The organism is Noviherbaspirillum sp. (assembly GCF_035944575.1).
Lineage (GTDB): Bacteria > Pseudomonadota > Gammaproteobacteria > Burkholderiales > Burkholderiaceae_D > Noviherbaspirillum.
Genome location: NZ_DASZBA010000243.1, coordinates 14,527 through 31,170, shown reverse-complemented (window position 1 = coordinate 31,170; position 16,644 = coordinate 14,527). Strand labels below are relative to the sequence as shown.

Here is a 16,644-nt window from a genome sequence, read left to right as displayed (position 1 = left end):
CTCACTTCCCATTGCGGAGCTTCCAGCCGAGAATGGTGCGTATCGCTTCGTTGCTCATGCTGGCCTCCTGAATTCGTACCGGTTACAGCGTCCGGCGCCGTAAGCTTTTGCGGGGTCCGGCTGATCTTTGAATTGTCTGGACGAAAAAAAAGCCAGCTTTTTAGGCCGGCTTTACTTTTCTCTGGACGACAAAACGCATCCAGTGGAAATATTGTGTCAGAACAATGTCGCGGTTGCAATGTTTTTTTTCAGTTTGTCGCGCAAATCTTGTTCGGCTTCAATAAGCACCACTGTGAAATCAAGTAATGGGAATTTCCACAGGGTAGATATACCGCAGCGCCGGTATATTGCCCACCGATGCGCAGGCTTCATGCCTTGGATGACTGCTCCGGTGGCCTCTCCGTACTTCATGTCCTGTTTGCGCTGTTCTTCATAGGGGTCGGATTCATAGGCCACCTTGATCGGGTTGCCCCTTTCGTCCAGCAGCGGGTCGCCAGTGTCATCCAGTCGCATGCGGGATGCGCTCAGATCCCGATCGTCCTTCTGCATCACCCTCGCCCAGCACTCCAGGCAATAGTCCAGCGCGTCAGGCTTTACGAACCGATCTATCTGCACTTCTTCTTTTCTGACTCGCCGCATCCTTGTTCTCCCCTTATCGCGTGTACTTCCAACCCGGGAACATCAGTGTTAACCCGCCTGCGCTAGCCGCTATATATAGAATGAGGCACAAACCCTCCGCGTTCTTTGCGCTCCGAACCGTCCAATCTGCGCCGCCGTACCACCCGATGAACAACCCAACAAGTACCACCCCAAAAAATGCGGCCAGTGCCCAAGTGACTCTCTTACTCATCGTTCCCCCTAATTAATCCGCCTGCAATACCGTGTGAATGTGCCCCTTGCCCGGACTGCCTGACACCGCACCCTTCAGGATGTCGTCTACTCTCTGCGTTGCCTTCGCCAGCTCGCCGGCGGACACAAAGTCGATCTGGATAGCGTGGAATTCGATCCCGACCTCGATCGTGCGCAGTTCATCACCCTTGGCCAGCCACTTACCAGTAGCGTTGCGCCTTGCGGACAATTGCTGCAGTGCGTGATGAGCAGCATCGAACTTGTCCATGTGGTCAGGCAGCAGGCCAATCCCCGGCAGCGTAAGTGCCTGGGCGACGTTCAGGCAATCAGCCATGAACTTGAAATCCTCGTTCTTCCATTCGCCCTTTTTCAGCTTCTCAAAGCTTTCCCATATCGGATCCAGCAGCATCGCCTTCTCGAATGGACGGAGTTTGGTCGCGCGCATGATGGCACTGCGAATAGGGTCAATCAGGTCGCGCTTCTTGACATACTTCTTGCGTGGTTTCTTATTGCTTGCCATTCTTGCCTCAGTTCAGGTGCTTCATAATCAATACTGCTATCAGCCCGCCGAGCAGCACACCCATGAGGAATGCAGCCGTTGCGCCGATCATTACCATCACGCCTGCCTGGTCATCCGTCATTTCGCTGTCCATGCCGCCTCCCTTGATCGTTTCTCCATCAACAGCTCGTATGCCTTCACCGCACATCCCTGCAAGTGACCAGTTCCCTGTTGCTTTCCGCACCCGACACAGCAGGGAGGCGACTGCTTGAGGGGCTTGGCTACCTGCTCCATGTCAGCCCCTTGAGCCAATGTGTGTGAATACCCTTTGCCCATGCCATCGCGTACAGGACGGAGACGAACAGAACGCCGGTCTGGTCTGCTTTCCATGCCGCATACAGCCAGCAGGGTTGCCCGAGCATCCCGAAGATGCACGCGAACCGGCGCCACTCGATGCGCTCGCATTGCGTCAGAAACACGGCCACGGTTCCGGTTACGGCGATACCAATCTGCACAAAGTCGATCACACGCGCTCCTTCCATGCCTGCCGTACCTTTTCCATGTGTTCGCTCCCCATTACCGTTTCGATTACCGGCGCATTCGTCTGGATTTCCGGCTTCGTCATCTGGGATAGCCATCTGACACAGCAGGCGACGCATTCAAACTCCATGAACCGGGTGGTGCCGCAGCTCGTGCACCGCGCCATCACATCGCCCTCGATGCAACCGACTCTTTGGCGAAATTGACCTGAATCATCGTCAGAGACTTGTCACCGTTCCTGTGGCGCTCAAGGATGCGTTTCGCCCAAAGCTTGTGGTCAGTCTTGGTGTCGGCGGTCTTAAGCACCTCCGAAGCACCTATTTCCTGCAGCATCTGCGCGGCCTTTTCCTTGCTCAACTCGGTCTTACCTGGCGCCGGCAGTGCAACCATCGGCGCCGGAATCGCCGCCCATTCGCCCTTGGCCATCTCGTCGGCAAGAGCTTTGTTCCAGCGATCCTTAATGGCCGAGTAGGTCAGGCTTTTCAGGTCAAATGCCATCTTGATCGCGGCCCAATAGACAGCAGGATGCGACCACTCGCCCATCTCACCCTTTTCGCGTGCTGTTACACCTGAAACTGCCTCGTAGTAGGAAACGAGCGGGTCAACCGATGGCTTGCAAGCCTTGATAAACTCGGCGCAGCTTGGCGGCCAGTCGTACTTGGTGCGGCATGCCTTCAGGCCAGCCTTGATGTCCTGCGGCGTGATGCCCTCTTCCTCGAATGCTTCAGCCCATGACACCTTCCAGTTGTCAATTGCTTCCGGCGTGCTGAAATTCGAGCGCCACTTGTGCGGATAAGCACCGTCGAGCCGGTTGTACAGGTGGTCCATCATGGAGATGCCCTTCAAGCCTTGGATCGGCATGAACCAGAGGTCAAACGGGTTCGCCAGTTGCGTCGATTTCAATGGTGCGTTCATGGTGTTGGGTCCTGGGGCGGTTCACGTAAGCGGTCGGGTCAAACTTCTCGGGCCGGCTTGCAACTGGCGAGGCGCGCGGCTGCGCAGTCCGAAGCTTTGCCCAATCGTCGGCAATAGCGTTCTGCAATGCCTGGTCCCAATCGACGTAGGTGTATCCATTCGCCCTCGCCTTCCGGACGAACGACTCGAAATGTTCGTCAATGCGGTCGTAGCCTTTGCTTGTGGCCCATTGGCGAACGTCATCAGAAATCGCAAAGTCAGCAGGCAATGGCAACTTTGTGGGCTTGCGGGCTCTCGGCGCAGCCGAAGCCTTTGCTTTTGACTTTTCTTCTTTCTTCTCTTCTTCTCTTATCTCTTCTTCTCTAGGCTGTTTTTGGTGTGACATGGCGTGACATGGCGTGACATCATCTTGATTGGCTTCCCGTGCGCGTTGTTGGCGCTTACGTTCTGCCGCCGTGTCGTCCTCCCGTTCACGCTTTGGCTGGCGCTTTTCCCAGCCGGTGAGATAGTCACCATCCAAAACACGGCCCTGCATGGCTTCACGGATTGCCTCAACTTGCTCTGTATCAATATCAAGGGCGGTTGCAACGTCTTCGTCGCACCAGCCCTCGGTGTGTCCACGGTCTTCCGCGCTGGATGCGCAGGTGAGCATGTGCATGTACACGGCAATCACGTCGCCGATCTTTTGGCCGGACTTGCGCGCGATGGTCCGCCACTTTGGGTCGTTGACCATGTCGCCCCATACGCGGAACCATGGATTAGCCATTACGCATCCCCCTGTTTCAGCGCCTTCAGCTTGGCCTTATAGGTGGCCTTGATCGCTTTGAGCGCGTCGATCGTCCATTTCTGTGGCGCCTGTTCCGACTCCAGCGCTTCGACGGCTTCCAGGCCGATCCGCTTGATCAGTCCAATGCGATAGTCGACCGCACGACCGGCGCCATAGCGGTTGTCCTGCTTGCTCTGCGCGTGGCAATTGCGCTCGTCGAAGCGCAGATGCGGGGCACTGCCTACGCTGCGGTAATGCCCTGCGTCGACACCATTCCCTGACCAGTCCAAGGGCTTGCCGCTCGAAATGCAGAGATGGCCGGCCTGGCGGTCACGCTCACGAATGAATGCATTGAAAGCTGTCTGCGCCTCCTTCAGCCAGTCGGAGCGCGTCTTCATTTCTTCCTTGCGCTTCCGATCCTCTGCCCGTGCCACCCGGCGTGCCTGCATGTCCCGCTGCTCGCGGTCCTTGTTCGCCTTCACGATCGCGCAGCCGACCGAACACACCGAAGCCATCGGATTGGCGACTGGCGCCTCCTTGCAGATGGTGCATTTGCGGTATTTCTTCGCACCGCTCTTGATGTCGACCTTGTGTGTCGATGGCGTGAAGCTGGTGCGCTTCATGGGCGTCTTGCGGGTCAGGGCTGCGGATTTCATTAGCCACCCTCAGCCGGTGCAAGCATGACTGTCTTGGCCTTGTAGCCAGTCACCGGGCATTTCTTGATGTCGCACTCTTCCAGGCGCTTTTCATCGTGGATCAGCTCATTGACGCGGCCAGTGATGACGTTGATAGCAAAGCCGGTAAGCTTCGATAGTTCAGCGCGGGTGTACTGAACGCCCGGCTTCATTGCGGCCAATACTTTCTGTTGCTGCGGGCCGAGTTCGCCATCGGCGGCGAGTTGGCGGTAGCGTTCGATAGAGGTTTCTGCGACAGCCATATCAATCCCCTCCCTTGCTTGGTACGTTCTTCCAGAATTCCGCCTCTTTACGCGTGCCGGTGGCACTGGCGATGTACTTGGCCTGAATTGGGCGGGTGAACACATTGACGACACGCGGACCGACGAGAGCAGGCTTTGCTTTCACGACCGGCGTCAGGTCTGCGAGCTTTTCGCGTGCCTCAGTCGTTGCCTTGAAAATGCCATCCTTGAGCACAACAAAGCCGCGATCTTCAAGACCATTTAGTGCATGCTTTACGTGATATGCGTAAGCGAGGCCGAAGCGGGTTGGCGACTCGATGATTTCTTCCAGGGACATGCCACCACGGGCATTGATTACTTCAAGCATTGCGCGAGGCGCGGTATTTGGGCGCGGGAGAATCATGCTACGGCCCTCAATGACATCTGCTGACGCACATCGGCGCGAGCGGCGCGTACTGCCTCTTCTGCCTCGGCCAGCTCACGATCAGCCTTTGCCAGTTCGTCTTGCGTCGCACCGTCGATCAGGTTGGCAACTGCGCCCTGCGCTTCCGACGTCTCGCGGGCGATCTTCACCAGGTGGCTGGTGGCGTTCAATGCGCCCTGCTCTTGCACTTCCAGGCCTCGAACGGACAAGTTCATCGGCGCCAGCATCTCGTTCAGGCAGGCCATGCGCAGATCCGCAGGCAGGCGGCGCAGGATCACGCGGGAGAAGTTGAAGCCAAGGAGGTTCGTGTCCTTGCTGCTGTCGTCGAGCCACCGCATGATCTTGTCGGCATTGTTCTTCTGGCGCTGGCTGATGTCGGCATGGTTGCTGAACTCGATGTTCCAGGCGTTCGGTGATTCGGTCTGCTCGAATTCTTCGACGAACTCCTGACATACCGTTTCGCGGCTCCAGTTTTCGCGGACTCGCCATGCGTTCACCGCGTCACTGACTGTGCTGATCCATGATTTGTGCGATACGTTGCGCATGACTTATTTCCTTTTGAAAACTATTCTTGTTTCATCGACTAGAAGAACAAGCAACTAAGGGAGGTTCTTAAATGAAATCTATTGACTTCAGGAATTTGATAAATCTCAAGCCGCGTTGCTTAGGTACAAAAAAAGCCGGTAGCTCGAAAGCCACCGGCGAAGCTGCAAATTACGAAGTTCGTTTATCGCCTTTGCGGCGTCCGTGCTTTACTGCGTTGGTTGCGGCCAGTTCGGGCCAGATGCGCTGCCAATCATCAGGACGCAGATCACGGCGGGTCACCGCACCTTCCGTTGCATGTTCGATTTCGACGCACCGTTCCACCGGAATGCTTCGGCTGCCCGAAGCCCATTGATAGACCTGTTGAGGCGCCACATTGAGGACCGAGGCTATGTTTGCCCCACGACCGCGTTCGACTGAGAGATATTCTGATAGCTTCATGCTACACACTGTAGCACCACGCTTCGTTTATTGCAAGCACCAAGCTACGTTCAAACGTAGCAAAATGCTTCGCATGAAAACTGTGCAAGAAATTCGCTACGACAACTTAGTAGCGCTGGTGAAGAACGCAGCCGGGGATTCTGGTGATCAAGGTAAAGGCTTGAGCAAGATTGTTGCGGCCGTCCAGGAGAGAGGGAAGAAGCTTAGCCGCCCTACCCTCTACCAAATACTCAGTCGTCGGACCACCAATGCTGGAGCGATCCGCAACGTTGGCGATGATTTAGCCAGAGACATAGAAGAAGGGCTGAAGCTTGAGCGCGGGTGGATGGATAACGATCACGATGCCCGGCCTCCTGCTTCAGGCTATAACTTCTCTCCTGAGCAGCTTGCGGATGTGATTACAGTTTTCTGCCAAACGACAGAAACTGGACGAAAGGGCATTTTGGCTGCGGTCAATGCAGCAAGGCCGCTAGGAATTGCCACGGACGCCGCCAATAACCAGCTTGAGAGTGGGAGCGTCGCGTCGATCGGGAGCAAAATTAAGTAAAAATGAAAGAGCGTATTCCCGCTCACTGTCACTCATCCTCCGCAATGCTTCCAATGCCGCTTGTTCTTGTTCCTGAAGTTTTTTCTGTTCCTGCCGCTGCATAGTCCCTCCGAGAGCTATTGCCATATGCAATGGCTATAGCGCTTAGTTTGTTTCGCCGAAATAACGAGTTCCTGAACTGTGGTTCTGGGTCGGCGGGGCTGGGCCGATGCTCTGTGGGGAACAGAAGGAACATCAAAGTACTGTATGTGCATACAGTGTAAGCCAGCAATCTTAGAAAAACTATAGTCAAACAGTTAATCTTGAGCACCTTTGTCAGGTACCGTAGAAACTGCTTAAAGTTTCCTCTCATAAATATGGGATGACCATGGGAAGGGTTTACGGTTTAATTGTTTTTTTGAAACTCTTGATGGAACGTTATGAAACGGATGATCTGCCTTGCAGCCCTTCTTGCTTTTTCGATGAGCGGTCATGCGAGCGGCAATGCAGAATCTCTCGTGAAGGCTTGCCAGTCACTGAAGCGTCAGAGCGATCGCAATAAGTGCTTGGAAGAAGCGATCAAGTCATCTGCAAACGCGCAGCCTGCCGTCCAAGCTATCCCAGCAGCGCCGGCAGTTCCTGAGGCGCCAGTAAAGGAGATTGCGGCAAAGCGAGCCGAAACCATCTTTGCGTCCGTCGCTGCTATGAAAAGCGTCATCGATATTGGCGTGTCTTACAACGACTACCAGCCTTACATTCAGCGTATAGCAGTAGATCTCGGCCAATATAGGCAAGCAGCTCAGTTGCCCGAAGAGAAGGATGCGGTCGCCCTCCTCGAAAAGGCTTTAGAAGCTTATGGCGACGCGAGAGATTACTGGCAAGCTGACATCAATTTCTACTCTAGGCGCGACAACAGGCTTGCATATGCCGGAGGGCTGCCAACGACCATGGCTGGTGTCGGTGGGATTGTCAGCAAGTACGACATCCCGGTACAAAAGTCAGATATATGGGGAATCAACCATGGAGCTACACGCGGCGTAGCCTTAAGCCGGATCTGGAGCGTTGCGGATGAGAGTGTTACGGCAGCAAAAGCACTGCTTGATGGCATCGGGCAAACCAAAGACTCTGCCAAGCCTGGCGCCGGCCTCTAACCGCTCTGCTTCTTACGATGCAATTAAAACAAATATTGAATATTTCTACACCATAAATAGTCAAATCAAATCGTTTTCCATTGTGAACAACCACAGAGACGGTGGAACAATAAATATTTAAATGACACTTATTTAAAATGCCCCCTTGGAATTACTTTTGTTTTTTATCGCATAGAGGCGACGATGTTATTGATCAGTGGCATAACACCTTATCTAAAAAAGCCAAGGCAAAGTTCGAGCGAACTCGTGATCAGCTCAGAGACCAACCGAAAACTGAATGGTCACGCCCTCTTGCAAGCCCATTAGGAAATCACATATATGTGATACGATTCACGGATGAGAATCGTATGCAGCATCGGGTATTCGGGCACTTCAACGACAATTTCAGCGCATTTGCAATGACCAATACAGGAACAGAAAAAGATGGCGCCTACATTCCTTCAGACTATCTTGACCGAGCAACAGAGCACAAACACACGTGTGATCAGCAGTTCGCAGCTCGGACTAAGCAATGTTTCGGTCTCGATCCTGTACCAGGGGCAGATAACGCAACCCCAGGAGAGGTCGCGCGCGATCCCGGCAAACCAACGATCCATTAGACAAAATTGGTTTGATAGAGAGTATCGAGAAGCTTACATGGACGCTTCAATCGAAGAAGGTGTTGCTTGGCAAATCAAAGCTAATCGGCAGAAGCGAGAAATGTCACAAGAAGAACTCGGCCGACTAATTGGGACTACTCAATCAGGCATTTCGCGTGCTGAAGATCCCGAGTATGGAAAGCATTCTCTGGAAACGCTTGTAAAAATGGCGCATGCTTTCGATTGTGCCTTGTCAGTACGTTTTATCCCCTATTCAAAACTAGCCGAAGAGAGTCAAGATCTCAGCCCGGCAGCCCTATACGCGCCCTCTTTTGAGGAAGAATTTGGACAAGGAAATGTAGATGGATAACCAAACCCCAATGGATTCGACTCAGGTTATGGCAGAAATGCAAAAACATGCCCAAGCACTGAAAATCGAACATCCGGTTCTTTATGCGGATCAAATGGCTGCTTTCGCATTTGGTCCTTTTGTGTCGAAGCTAATATTGGCACAAGAGTCATTCCCACCAGGAAGCCAAAGGCCCGTGGTCACAGTCGTAATGCCGACCAATATCCTTCATCAAATGGCGTCTGCCATAATTGCGAATCTATCAAATGAAGAGCACCAAAAAGGTATGCGACACTCTTTTGAGGAGTACCAGAAGCAGGTTGAATTGGCTAAAAATTAAAATCGCTAGCTGTAACAGTATTGTTATTAAGACAATCTAAAGCCCACCCTCTGCGGTGGGCTTTTTATTTTGTGGCGTGACAATGCAAACATTATCTATCCATAAAATTTATCTAAGCGCCGCTTAAGAAAGGCGTTGTATTCTTATTACTGAGCGTTGGTGGTCCTCCGCTCATTTGTGACATCCTAGAGGTAGTATATTCATCCCGCACTTCTCCTAAAGTGCGGGATTTTTTTCGTCTTTACCCTCCCCTCCCGGCCTTGAGCTGGTAGCCAGATCGCCCCGCTAGCCGGGGCTTTTTTACGTCAATCCGAAAATAAATAGCATCAAGCTTCATTTAAACGTAGCTTAGTGCTTGCATAATGTGAAGCACGCTGCTACACTTCTTCTATCGACACAGCAACAAGTCGATGCCCCAAAAAGGGTTGGTTGCACTGGTAGTGCCGCTTAAGTGTCGCCTTCGTTAGTGATCAACCCGAGAGTCGCCGGTTCTCCCGATAACCGGCACCAATTCTCAGGAGCCGCAATGAACGACATGGAACGCAGGGTTGAAGCGCTTACCAAGACCCTCTGGAAGCAATGCGAGGGTAAAGGTGCTGCGGTCGCCATCGGCGCCAGCCTGAACATCATCATGACGGCGGCACAAATGGTTCCAGACAAGTTGGTGCGTGCTGGCCTGGCGGCTTCGTTTCGCAAGATCGCTGATTCGCTCGAACAGCAGAACTCAGAACGTAGGCAGTAGGTCGGGACGCCACCGCAAGGCGTCTGTGGAATGGGCAATCCTACAGAGACGATTGCATCCGGGGCGCGTCCTCAAGCCCGTAGAGCCTACGTCAGAGCTGGCAGCCGGAGAGACGGCAACTAATACAGGGAGCCAAAGCATGAAAAAGTTTGACGTTACCGTTCGCACCCTTCGCGGCTGCATCGCTTATACCGCAATCGCCAAGTCTGCCATTGAAGCCATGCTGGATGCGTATGACCAGTTCGGCGTGTGTGGAGTATCGGTCGAGGTGGCGCAATGATCACCGGCTTCGTCATCTTACTGGCAATGCTGGCGGTTGCTGTCTCGGGTTGGGCGGCTGCTTTTGCGGGGGTGAAATGAGCAAGCAATCCGTCGCCAAGAAGCAGCAAGGATACGTTCCAAGGGTGGAGCCAAAGAGATGCGGCAACTGTGCTCACCTCCAGTTTGACACTAAGCACTTCACTATCTTCGGATCGGACTACACAGAAGATGCGAACTTCCGATGTGGAGTCGGCCAGTTTGCGGTGAAAAAGCTTGGCTGCTGCAACATTCACGAACACAAGCCAGAGCCAGCATGAAACCACTACACAACGAGTTAACCGTGATGCAACTGATGAGCATATCCCTGACACCGCTGCGCCGCTGGATTCGCCGCCAGGTACTGATTGCCAAGGTAAACCGGGAGTATTCAAACCTTGAGCACTTCAAATGGCAGATGAAGAACGGGATGGCCGGCCAGAAAGACAGCCAGTACCGGATCGCGCACATGGAGTCGGAGATACGGAGCCTGCGATGAGCGGCGCTTGCTGGAGGCAGTTGCAGGAAATGGAAGAAGAGCAGCAGTGGCTAGAAGAACAGGAGAGAAAGCATGAATCAGATCGCACCCGCCTTCATCAAGGCCAAGAAAGCCTTCGGGCCTGCCTTGAAGGACAAGAACAACCCGCATTTCAAGAGCAAGTACGCAGACCTCGGAACCTGCTTGGAAGCCGTTGACGATGCCCTGCTTGCAAACGGCATTGCGGTCTATCAGGAGACATTCGAGGACGCAACCGGCGTCACCGTCGAAACCGTGTTCCTGCATGAATCGGGCGAAATGATCCGCACCGGCAAACTGCACGTTCCGGCCTCCAAGCAAGATCCGCAAGGCTATGGCTCCGCACTCACCTACGCTCGTCGCTATTCGCTGATGACTGCCTGCGGGATAGCGCCGGAGGATGACGACGGCAATAGCGCCAGCCAGCCCCGCCCTGCCCCGCAGCCTGTTGCCAAACCCGGCTTGACCGCTTCGGACATCGACTCGGTGAAGCTTGCAATGCACGAATGCGCCGACCTTGATCAGCTCAAGGAAATGTTTGCTGCAGCGTACAAGAAGGCCAACGGCGTGCAGCAAGCCGATCTGAAGGCTGCTTACGACAAGCAGAAAGACTATCTCACCACAAGGAAAGCAGCATGAACAAACTGACAGCTACAGGCCGGATCGTCGCAGACGCCGAAGTGAAGTATCTCCCGAATGGCGATGCGCTTGCCAACTTCCGCGTTGCGTCGGATGTGGGCTATGGCGAGAAGAAATCGACCAACTGGTTCAACTGCGCCGTGTTTGGCAAAAGAGGCGAATCGCTTGCCCCTCATTTGGTCAAGGGCCAGCAAGTGACAATCTTCGGCACATTGACGCTGCGGGAGTGGGTCAACAAGGACGGCGCCAAGCAGATCAGCCCTGATATTCGCGTGGACGAGATCGAACTGCAGGGCGGCAAGCGGGATGCCGGCGTAGAAACGTACAGCAAGGGCGGTCTCCGCCAGCCAGCGCCACTCTCGACTCCTGACAACTTTGTAGACACGGATATTCCCTTCTGACCATGCTAGACCTATCCGCCATCCCTGAAGAAATCCGCCTTGCTCGTGGTGAGTACGCCACGGTGCGAGGCGCACACGAAGACGCCAAACAACGGCTCCAGGCTGTATGCGGTGAAGTGATGGCGGCAGCCCCGAGAATATTGAAATTCGGGCAAATGGACTCGCCAAACGACGTCCAAGAGGCATTCAACCAGCTCGAATACCTGCGTGTTGTGTCGGCACGTATCGAGAGCAGACTGGAAGAAATTCAATCACTGGCCGTGCAAAGGGCTGCATTGAAAGTAAAGGCTTGGAGCAAATGAACAAGACGATCACGCTACGCCAAGAATCGAATGCTCAGCAGCTTTGGGCATTCCTCCGCACTAACTGGCGAGCAATGGCCGATGCGGGCAAGCCGCTTGCCGTCTCCATCACCGAGGCCAAGAGTAAACGCACGCTCGACCAGAACAAGCGGCATTGGGCCATCGTGACCGAGATCGCGGAATCGGCGTGGGTTGGTGGCCGGCAGTACAGCAAGGACGCATGGCATGAACTCCTGGCAGACATGTTCGCGCCGAAGAAGGAGATCACGCTGCCGACTGGCGAAATCAAGCTGGTGCGGATCAGCACATCGGACATGAACGTGACGGAGTTCAGTGCCTTCATGACTCGGATCGAATGCTATGCGGCGCAGGAGCTGGGCGTGGAGCTGGGCCATGGAAGCTAAACACATCGTAGCCCTCGAAGAAATCACCCGGTTATGCGAAGACCACATGCAGCGGGTTCCGACAGCACCGAACCCGACAGTGGTGGCAATCAAGCGAGTGGTAGCCCTTGCGCTGGCGGACGTACCGAAAACGAAGGATGGGAAATGAAATCAATCGTAATAGTGACTGCAATGGCGCTGGTGGCGTGGCTGTTCTGGTTCAGCAATGCGGATCTGGCTTTTATGGCGAGAGGATTGCACTGACATGACCACACCACAAGAAGCATTGAAGCGTGCGCGGGAAGCGTTACTGGCTGTTGAAGCGTATCCAGACATCCGAAGGGAGATCGGCACGGATGTACATGACAAAGTTCTTGCCGCCCTTGCCGCTCTCGATAGCGCGCAAGCAGCGCCAGCCGGTGCGCCGGAAGGATGGACGATTGAGCGAGCGGATCAGAAGCTGTTCAAGGCGATCAAGATAAAAGCGCCTAATGGTTTTACTGCAATAGCGTCCAGTATTGCTATCAATCCTGAAAATGTCTTGTACATGCTGGCCGATGCATTGCTTGCCGCAGCCCCGCAGCAAGACCCAATGCAGGAATTGGTAGATCAGGCGCAGGCATTGAACATGGGATACGCGCAGCAAGACACCGCGCAGCCAGTAGCGCATCCCGACGAAAAGATCACGATGACCTATCGACAGTATCTATCGTTGGTAGGTGCGCAAGAAGCGCAGCAGCCTATCGGACAAGTCGTCATTTATGACAACGGCCAGCGGTACGACCTTTGCACAACCGGCGAACAACGGGCGCGATTGCTCAAAATGAACGGAATGCCGCTCTACGCCGCTCCACCATCTGCCGCACCAGCGCATCTCAGCAACTGCGCCACTAGCAACTATCCAGATGGTCCGGTCGGGCCGTGTAGCTGTGGAGCAAAGGGATGAATATCTACCGCTATCAGTTTGCAGCGGCTTGCCCTATCAACGATGCGCAGATCATCTACCAACTGACCATTGAGACCACGCACATGATTCACGTTGAGCACATCGTTACGTTTGCGGCTTTGCACAAAACTGGCTTCCATGAAGATCTTGCCGACAAGTTCTACAACAAGTTTCGCGGTAGGCAAACCATGACAGCGCATCACCATGGCGTGAATATCGAAACCATTAGGGGAAAGTCTGATGTTTGAACTCTCTCAGGATTTCACCTTCGACGCCGCGCACACCCTCACCCGCGCGGTGCCACTGGCTGAATTTACGCCGAGCAAACGCGTGCATGGCCACACCTACACCGCCACCGTGACGGTGGCCGGCACCAAAGGCGCCGCCGGCATGCTGGAGTTTTTCACGCTGCCAAAGAACAAACGGCAAACGGTCGATTTGTTCTACCTGCGCAAAGCCATTGAATCGGTGCGCTCGAAGCTGGATCACCACTTTCTTGACGAAGTTGCCGACCTGGGAGCGCCCACGCTGGAAAACCTATGCGTGTTTATCTGCGATCAGATCAAGAAAGACATGCCGGTGTCAGCGGTTACGGTACGCCGGATCGGAAGCGGAGATGCATGCACGTACAGGGTAAAGCCATGACGCTCAAGTACCACGGCACGCCGATTACCCCTATCGAGCAGATCATGCGGATGGTAGGTCGGAATTTCTGTGTGCCGTACCCTCGCCCTGACGACTTGCGCCGCTGCTTACAGATTGCCTCATCCATCATGTTCGATAACGGCGCCTTTACCTGCAAAACCCAAGGCATCCCGCTCGACGAGAAAGGTTTTTATGAGTGGGTGGAGCCGATTCTTGGTCACCCGCATTGGGCGGTTGTGCCAGATGTGATTGATGGAAGCGTTGAGTTGCAGAGGGAAATGACGGCACGCTGGCCTTTCCCCCGCGAGCTGGGCGCTCCGGTTTGGCATCTTGGCCTGCCTATCGACTATTTGCTGGAGTTGACCGACGAATGGCCGAAAGTCTGTTTCGGATCGGCCGGCAGGTACTGGAACATTAACTCGCCGGAATGGTGCGCCAGGATGGATGAAGCATTCAATGCTCTTGCCAAGCACCGCACCAGAATGCCGTGGATTCACGGGCTTCGGATGCTAGGGCAAATGGATCAGGATTGGCCGCTGGCGTCCGCTGACTCCACCAACGTGGCGCAGAACTTCAAGCGGGACGGCGGCTGCGCGGAGTGCAAGGCGGCAAAGATAGACGCAGTGCAATGCCCAACGCACTGGAACCCACGCGCCGAACAATGCAGTTTGTTCGAGCAGGCAGCATAAGGAGGCAAACACATGAGCGCCGTATTCCTTGAAGAATCGGAAATCGTCGTTTTGACCGGACGTAAAATCAAGTCCAAGCAGATTGAAGCCCTGCGGAAGATGGGCCTGCCCTTTTTTGTTAACGCAGTCGGCAAGCCGATCGTGACGCGTTCGGCAGCAGAAGGTCGCAAAGAGCAGCAAATGCCAACCAAGTGGGAGATGCCACGCCATGGGTCGAAAGCCAAGCAAGCATAGCAACTTGCCCCCGCACATGCGCAGACGGGCGCAAAAGTCGGGCAAGGTCTATTACTACTTCGATACGGGTGAAAAGCCGCGCCGGGAAATTCCGCTAGGCGATGACTATATTGCAGCGCTGCAAAAGTATGCGGAGCTGCGCCGGAACGTCGAGGTGGCCGCAACCGTGTTCGGTGATGTGATTGACCGGTACGTGCGCGACGTTCTGCCTACCCTCGCCCGAAATACGATAAAGACGCATACCAGCGACATGAAGCACATCCGGTTTTCGTTCAGTACCGCCCCGATTGACCAGATCCGCCCGATGCACATTCAAGCCTTTCTGGAGGATCACCGGGACAAGCCGACCACGGCAAACCGTTGCAAGCGGCTGTTTTCCACGCTTTGGAACCATGCGCGGGGATGGGGTTATACGGACGAGCCGAACCCATGCACCGGCATCATGGGCCATTCCATCGAAAAGAAGACCGCCTATGTGACCGATACGGTATTTAACGCGGTACGGGACTGCGCCAGCGATGCGCTTAAAGATGCGCTTGATCTGGCTTACCTCACCGGCCAGCGGCCCGCCGACACCCTCAAGATGCGCGGCAGCGACATTGCCAACGGGTTCCTGGAGATTAGCCAGGGCAAGACAAAGAAACGGCTGCGTATCTCGATTACCGGGGCGCTGGCCGAATTGCTTGGCAGGATTGCGGTACGGAAGGCGCAGCACAAGATTATCCACGACCAACTTCTGATGAATCGGGACGGCAAACCGTTCACTCAGCCAGCATTACGGAGCCACTTTGACGCAGCACGTAAGGCGGCGAAATTGAAGCATCCGAAGCTGGCGGCACAGATCGACAACTTCAAGTTTCGGGATTTGCGGGCCAAGGCAGCGGATGACACGTCCGACCAGCGTGGACAGCAGGCGGCAAGCGATCTTTTGGGCCATGACAACGTGAAAACGACGCAACGGCACTACCTGCGTCGGGGTAAAATTGTCGAGCCGACGAAGTGATTTTGCGGAGCGGAAGTGAGAATTGCGGAGCGGCGAAGCGTCGGTAAGTAGCGAGAATGGCTTAGAATAAGGGTTCGCGGGTGTAGCTCAATGGTAGAGCAGAAGCTTCCCAAGCTTACGACGAGGGTTCGATTCCCTTCACCCGCTCCAGTATTCGCTGCGGCCTTACCGGTCGACGAGGCACCCGAAGGTGCCTTTTTTATTGCAAATTTCCCTGATCCATTCATGTCCGAAAACATTTCCGACGATTCGAGCAGCAGGCACATGCTGTATGACCCGACCGAGCGCCGCATCCGCAGTTTTGTCACGCGTGCGGGACGGCTGTCGACCGCGCAGGCCAAGGCGATCGACACCCTTGGCCCGCAATTCTGCATTCCCTACACGAAGACGCCATTCGATTTTTCCCAGACTTTCGGGCGCAATGCGCCGGTGATTCTCGAGATCGGCTTCGGCATGGGCGATACGACGGCGAAGATCGCTGCCGGGATGCCGGACAAGGATTTCGTCGGCGTGGAAGTGCATACGCCGGGCGTGGGCAGCCTGTTGAAACTGATCGGCGAACAGGGACTCACCAACCTGCGGCTGATCCAGCATGACGCGGTGGAGGTGATCACTCACATGGTCGCGCCCGCCTCCCTCGCCGGCGTGCATGTCTTCTTTCCCGATCCATGGCACAAGGCGCGTCACAACAAGCGGCGGCTGATCCAGGGACCGTTCGTGCAGTTGCTGGCGTCGCGCATCGCGCCGGGCGGATACCTGCATTGCGCAACCGACTGGGAAGAGTATGCGGTGCAGATGCTGGAAGTCCTCGGTGCGGAGCCTACCCTGCGCAACACCGCGGAAACCTATGCGCCGAGACCGGACTACCGTCCGGTGACGAAATTCGAAAACCGTGGCCTGAAACTGGGTCATGGCGTCTGGGATCTGGTGTTCGAAAAGCGCTGACCGTTTCAACTGGCCAGTCCATCCGGCGAGCGGGTCGCTTTCCTGTCCGATGCGGCATACAGTG

31 protein-coding genes and 1 tRNA gene are annotated in these 16,644 nt (G+C 54.9%); 21 read left to right on the top strand and 11 right to left on the bottom strand.

The annotated features are described in order from the left end of the window. Window positions 1-216 precede the first annotated feature (216 nt). The 11 genes from VGU61_RS19810 to VGU61_RS19760 all read right to left on the bottom strand — a co-directional run bounded on the left by VGU61_RS19810 (window position 217) and on the right by VGU61_RS19760 (window position 5,893). Window positions 217-639, bottom strand: coding sequence for a hypothetical protein (locus tag VGU61_RS19810; RefSeq protein WP_326861014.1), 423 nt, complete (start codon window positions 637-639; stop codon window positions 217-219). A gap of 223 nt (window positions 640-862) precedes the next feature. Beyond that, the gene (locus VGU61_RS19805; RefSeq protein ID WP_326861013.1) at window positions 863-1,369 is read right to left on the bottom strand and encodes a hypothetical protein; all 507 of its coding nucleotides are present in this window, start codon (window positions 1,367-1,369) and stop codon (window positions 863-865) included. Window positions 1,370-1,376: 7 nt separating this feature from the next. Next, window positions 1,377-1,502: a hypothetical protein gene (locus VGU61_RS19800; protein WP_326861012.1), complete on the bottom strand. Its 126-nt coding sequence runs from the start codon at window positions 1,500-1,502 to the stop codon at window positions 1,377-1,379. A 127-nt stretch (window positions 1,503-1,629) separates the two neighbouring features. Beyond that, the gene (locus VGU61_RS19795) at window positions 1,630-1,875 is read right to left on the bottom strand and encodes a hypothetical protein (RefSeq protein WP_326861011.1); all 246 of its coding nucleotides are present in this window, start codon (window positions 1,873-1,875) and stop codon (window positions 1,630-1,632) included. 178 nt (window positions 1,876-2,053) lie between these two features. Then, complete coding sequence (locus tag VGU61_RS19790; protein WP_326861010.1) at window positions 2,054-2,803, bottom strand: replication protein P; 750 nt, start codon at window positions 2,801-2,803, stop codon at window positions 2,054-2,056. Continuing rightward, the gene (locus VGU61_RS19785; RefSeq protein WP_326861009.1) at window positions 2,760-3,569 is read right to left on the bottom strand and encodes a hypothetical protein; all 810 of its coding nucleotides are present in this window, start codon (window positions 3,567-3,569) and stop codon (window positions 2,760-2,762) included. The genes VGU61_RS19790 and VGU61_RS19785 overlap by 44 nt, the downstream gene beginning before the upstream one ends. Further along, a complete protein-coding gene (locus VGU61_RS19780) occupies window positions 3,569-4,225 on the bottom strand; it encodes a recombination protein NinG (RefSeq protein WP_326861008.1) in 657 nt (218 codons plus the stop codon). Before VGU61_RS19780 ends, VGU61_RS19785 begins: the two co-directional genes overlap by 1 nt. Further along, window positions 4,225-4,506: a hypothetical protein gene (locus VGU61_RS19775; RefSeq protein ID WP_326861007.1), complete on the bottom strand. Its 282-nt coding sequence runs from the start codon at window positions 4,504-4,506 to the stop codon at window positions 4,225-4,227. The genes VGU61_RS19780 and VGU61_RS19775 overlap by 1 nt, the downstream gene beginning before the upstream one ends. A 1-nt stretch (window position 4,507) precedes the next feature. Further along, complete coding sequence (locus VGU61_RS19770; protein ID WP_326861006.1) at window positions 4,508-4,852, bottom strand: hypothetical protein; 345 nt, start codon at window positions 4,850-4,852, stop codon at window positions 4,508-4,510. A gap of 32 nt (window positions 4,853-4,884) precedes the next feature. Further along, window positions 4,885-5,454: a hypothetical protein gene (locus tag VGU61_RS19765; RefSeq protein ID WP_326861005.1), complete on the bottom strand. Its 570-nt coding sequence runs from the start codon at window positions 5,452-5,454 to the stop codon at window positions 4,885-4,887. Between the two features lie 169 nt (window positions 5,455-5,623). Further along, a complete protein-coding gene (locus VGU61_RS19760; protein ID WP_326861004.1) occupies window positions 5,624-5,893 on the bottom strand; it encodes a transcriptional regulator in 270 nt (89 codons plus the stop codon). A 73-nt stretch (window positions 5,894-5,966) separates the two neighbouring features. On the opposite strand from VGU61_RS19760, the gene VGU61_RS19755 reads away from it, so the two are divergent. The 21 genes from VGU61_RS19755 (at window position 5,967) to trmB (ending at window position 16,580) form a co-directional block, all read left to right on the top strand. Beyond that, window positions 5,967-6,440, top strand: coding sequence for a hypothetical protein (locus VGU61_RS19755; RefSeq protein WP_326861003.1), 474 nt, complete (start codon window positions 5,967-5,969; stop codon window positions 6,438-6,440). A 419-nt stretch (window positions 6,441-6,859) separates the two neighbouring features. Further along, window positions 6,860-7,570 carry a hypothetical protein gene (locus VGU61_RS19750; protein ID WP_326861002.1) on the top strand — a complete coding sequence of 237 codons (711 nt, stop codon included), beginning with the start codon at window positions 6,860-6,862 and terminating at the stop codon, window positions 7,568-7,570. A 347-nt stretch (window positions 7,571-7,917) separates the two neighbouring features. Beyond that, window positions 7,918-8,169 carry a hypothetical protein gene (locus VGU61_RS19745; protein WP_326861001.1) on the top strand — a complete coding sequence of 84 codons (252 nt, stop codon included), beginning with the start codon at window positions 7,918-7,920 and terminating at the stop codon, window positions 8,167-8,169. Window positions 8,170-8,206: 37 nt separating this feature from the next. Beyond that, a complete protein-coding gene (locus tag VGU61_RS19740; protein WP_326861000.1) occupies window positions 8,207-8,518 on the top strand; it encodes a helix-turn-helix transcriptional regulator in 312 nt (103 codons plus the stop codon). Beyond that, the gene (locus VGU61_RS19735) at window positions 8,511-8,837 is read left to right on the top strand and encodes a hypothetical protein (RefSeq protein ID WP_326860999.1); all 327 of its coding nucleotides are present in this window, start codon (window positions 8,511-8,513) and stop codon (window positions 8,835-8,837) included. Before VGU61_RS19740 ends, VGU61_RS19735 begins: the two co-directional genes overlap by 8 nt. Before the next feature lie 526 nt (window positions 8,838-9,363). After that, a complete protein-coding gene (locus VGU61_RS19730; protein ID WP_326860998.1) occupies window positions 9,364-9,579 on the top strand; it encodes a hypothetical protein in 216 nt (71 codons plus the stop codon). A gap of 139 nt (window positions 9,580-9,718) precedes the next feature. Beyond that, window positions 9,719-9,859 carry a hypothetical protein gene (locus VGU61_RS19725; protein WP_326860997.1) on the top strand — a complete coding sequence of 47 codons (141 nt, stop codon included), beginning with the start codon at window positions 9,719-9,721 and terminating at the stop codon, window positions 9,857-9,859. Window positions 9,860-10,153: 294 nt separating this feature from the next. Beyond that, the gene (locus tag VGU61_RS19720; RefSeq protein ID WP_326860996.1) at window positions 10,154-10,375 is read left to right on the top strand and encodes a hypothetical protein; all 222 of its coding nucleotides are present in this window, start codon (window positions 10,154-10,156) and stop codon (window positions 10,373-10,375) included. Window positions 10,376-10,447: 72 nt separating this feature from the next. Next, complete coding sequence (locus VGU61_RS19715) at window positions 10,448-11,032, top strand: ERF family protein (protein WP_326860995.1); 585 nt, start codon at window positions 10,448-10,450, stop codon at window positions 11,030-11,032. Beyond that, entirely contained in the window at window positions 11,029-11,433 is a 405-nt protein-coding gene (locus VGU61_RS19710) for a single-stranded DNA-binding protein (protein WP_326860994.1), read from the top strand. The genes VGU61_RS19715 and VGU61_RS19710 overlap by 4 nt, the downstream gene beginning before the upstream one ends. A gap of 2 nt (window positions 11,434-11,435) precedes the next feature. Beyond that, window positions 11,436-11,735, top strand: coding sequence for a hypothetical protein (locus VGU61_RS19705; RefSeq protein ID WP_326860993.1), 300 nt, complete (start codon window positions 11,436-11,438; stop codon window positions 11,733-11,735). Continuing rightward, complete coding sequence (locus tag VGU61_RS19700; protein WP_326860992.1) at window positions 11,732-12,139, top strand: recombination protein NinB; 408 nt, start codon at window positions 11,732-11,734, stop codon at window positions 12,137-12,139. Before VGU61_RS19705 ends, VGU61_RS19700 begins: the two co-directional genes overlap by 4 nt. Further along, window positions 12,129-12,287, top strand: coding sequence for a hypothetical protein (locus VGU61_RS19695; protein ID WP_326860991.1), 159 nt, complete (start codon window positions 12,129-12,131; stop codon window positions 12,285-12,287). Before VGU61_RS19700 ends, VGU61_RS19695 begins: the two co-directional genes overlap by 11 nt. A 96-nt stretch (window positions 12,288-12,383) precedes the next feature. Continuing rightward, the gene (locus VGU61_RS19690) at window positions 12,384-13,064 is read left to right on the top strand and encodes a hypothetical protein (protein ID WP_326860990.1); all 681 of its coding nucleotides are present in this window, start codon (window positions 12,384-12,386) and stop codon (window positions 13,062-13,064) included. Further along, the gene (locus VGU61_RS19685) at window positions 13,061-13,312 is read left to right on the top strand and encodes a hypothetical protein (RefSeq protein ID WP_326860989.1); all 252 of its coding nucleotides are present in this window, start codon (window positions 13,061-13,063) and stop codon (window positions 13,310-13,312) included. The genes VGU61_RS19690 and VGU61_RS19685 overlap by 4 nt, the downstream gene beginning before the upstream one ends. Next, window positions 13,305-13,709 (top strand): 6-carboxytetrahydropterin synthase, encoded by a 405-nt coding sequence (locus VGU61_RS19680; protein WP_326860988.1) that lies wholly within the window; start codon window positions 13,305-13,307, stop codon window positions 13,707-13,709. The genes VGU61_RS19685 and VGU61_RS19680 overlap by 8 nt, the downstream gene beginning before the upstream one ends. Beyond that, window positions 13,706-14,398: a hypothetical protein gene (locus tag VGU61_RS19675; protein ID WP_326860987.1), complete on the top strand. Its 693-nt coding sequence runs from the start codon at window positions 13,706-13,708 to the stop codon at window positions 14,396-14,398. The genes VGU61_RS19680 and VGU61_RS19675 overlap by 4 nt, the downstream gene beginning before the upstream one ends. A 12-nt stretch (window positions 14,399-14,410) precedes the next feature. Continuing rightward, window positions 14,411-14,632, top strand: coding sequence for a DUF4224 domain-containing protein (locus VGU61_RS19670; RefSeq protein WP_326860986.1), 222 nt, complete (start codon window positions 14,411-14,413; stop codon window positions 14,630-14,632). 4 nt (window positions 14,633-14,636) lie between these two features. Next, window positions 14,637-15,635: a tyrosine-type recombinase/integrase gene (locus tag VGU61_RS19665; protein ID WP_326860985.1), complete on the top strand. Its 999-nt coding sequence runs from the start codon at window positions 14,637-14,639 to the stop codon at window positions 15,633-15,635. 76 nt (window positions 15,636-15,711) lie between these two features. Then, window positions 15,712-15,785 (top strand) — tRNA-Gly (locus VGU61_RS19660). Window positions 15,786-15,860: 75 nt separating this feature from the next. Continuing rightward, window positions 15,861-16,580 (top strand): tRNA (guanosine(46)-N7)-methyltransferase TrmB, encoded by a 720-nt coding sequence (trmB, locus tag VGU61_RS19655; protein ID WP_326860984.1) that lies wholly within the window; start codon window positions 15,861-15,863, stop codon window positions 16,578-16,580. The last annotated feature ends 64 nt before the right edge of the window (window positions 16,581-16,644 follow it).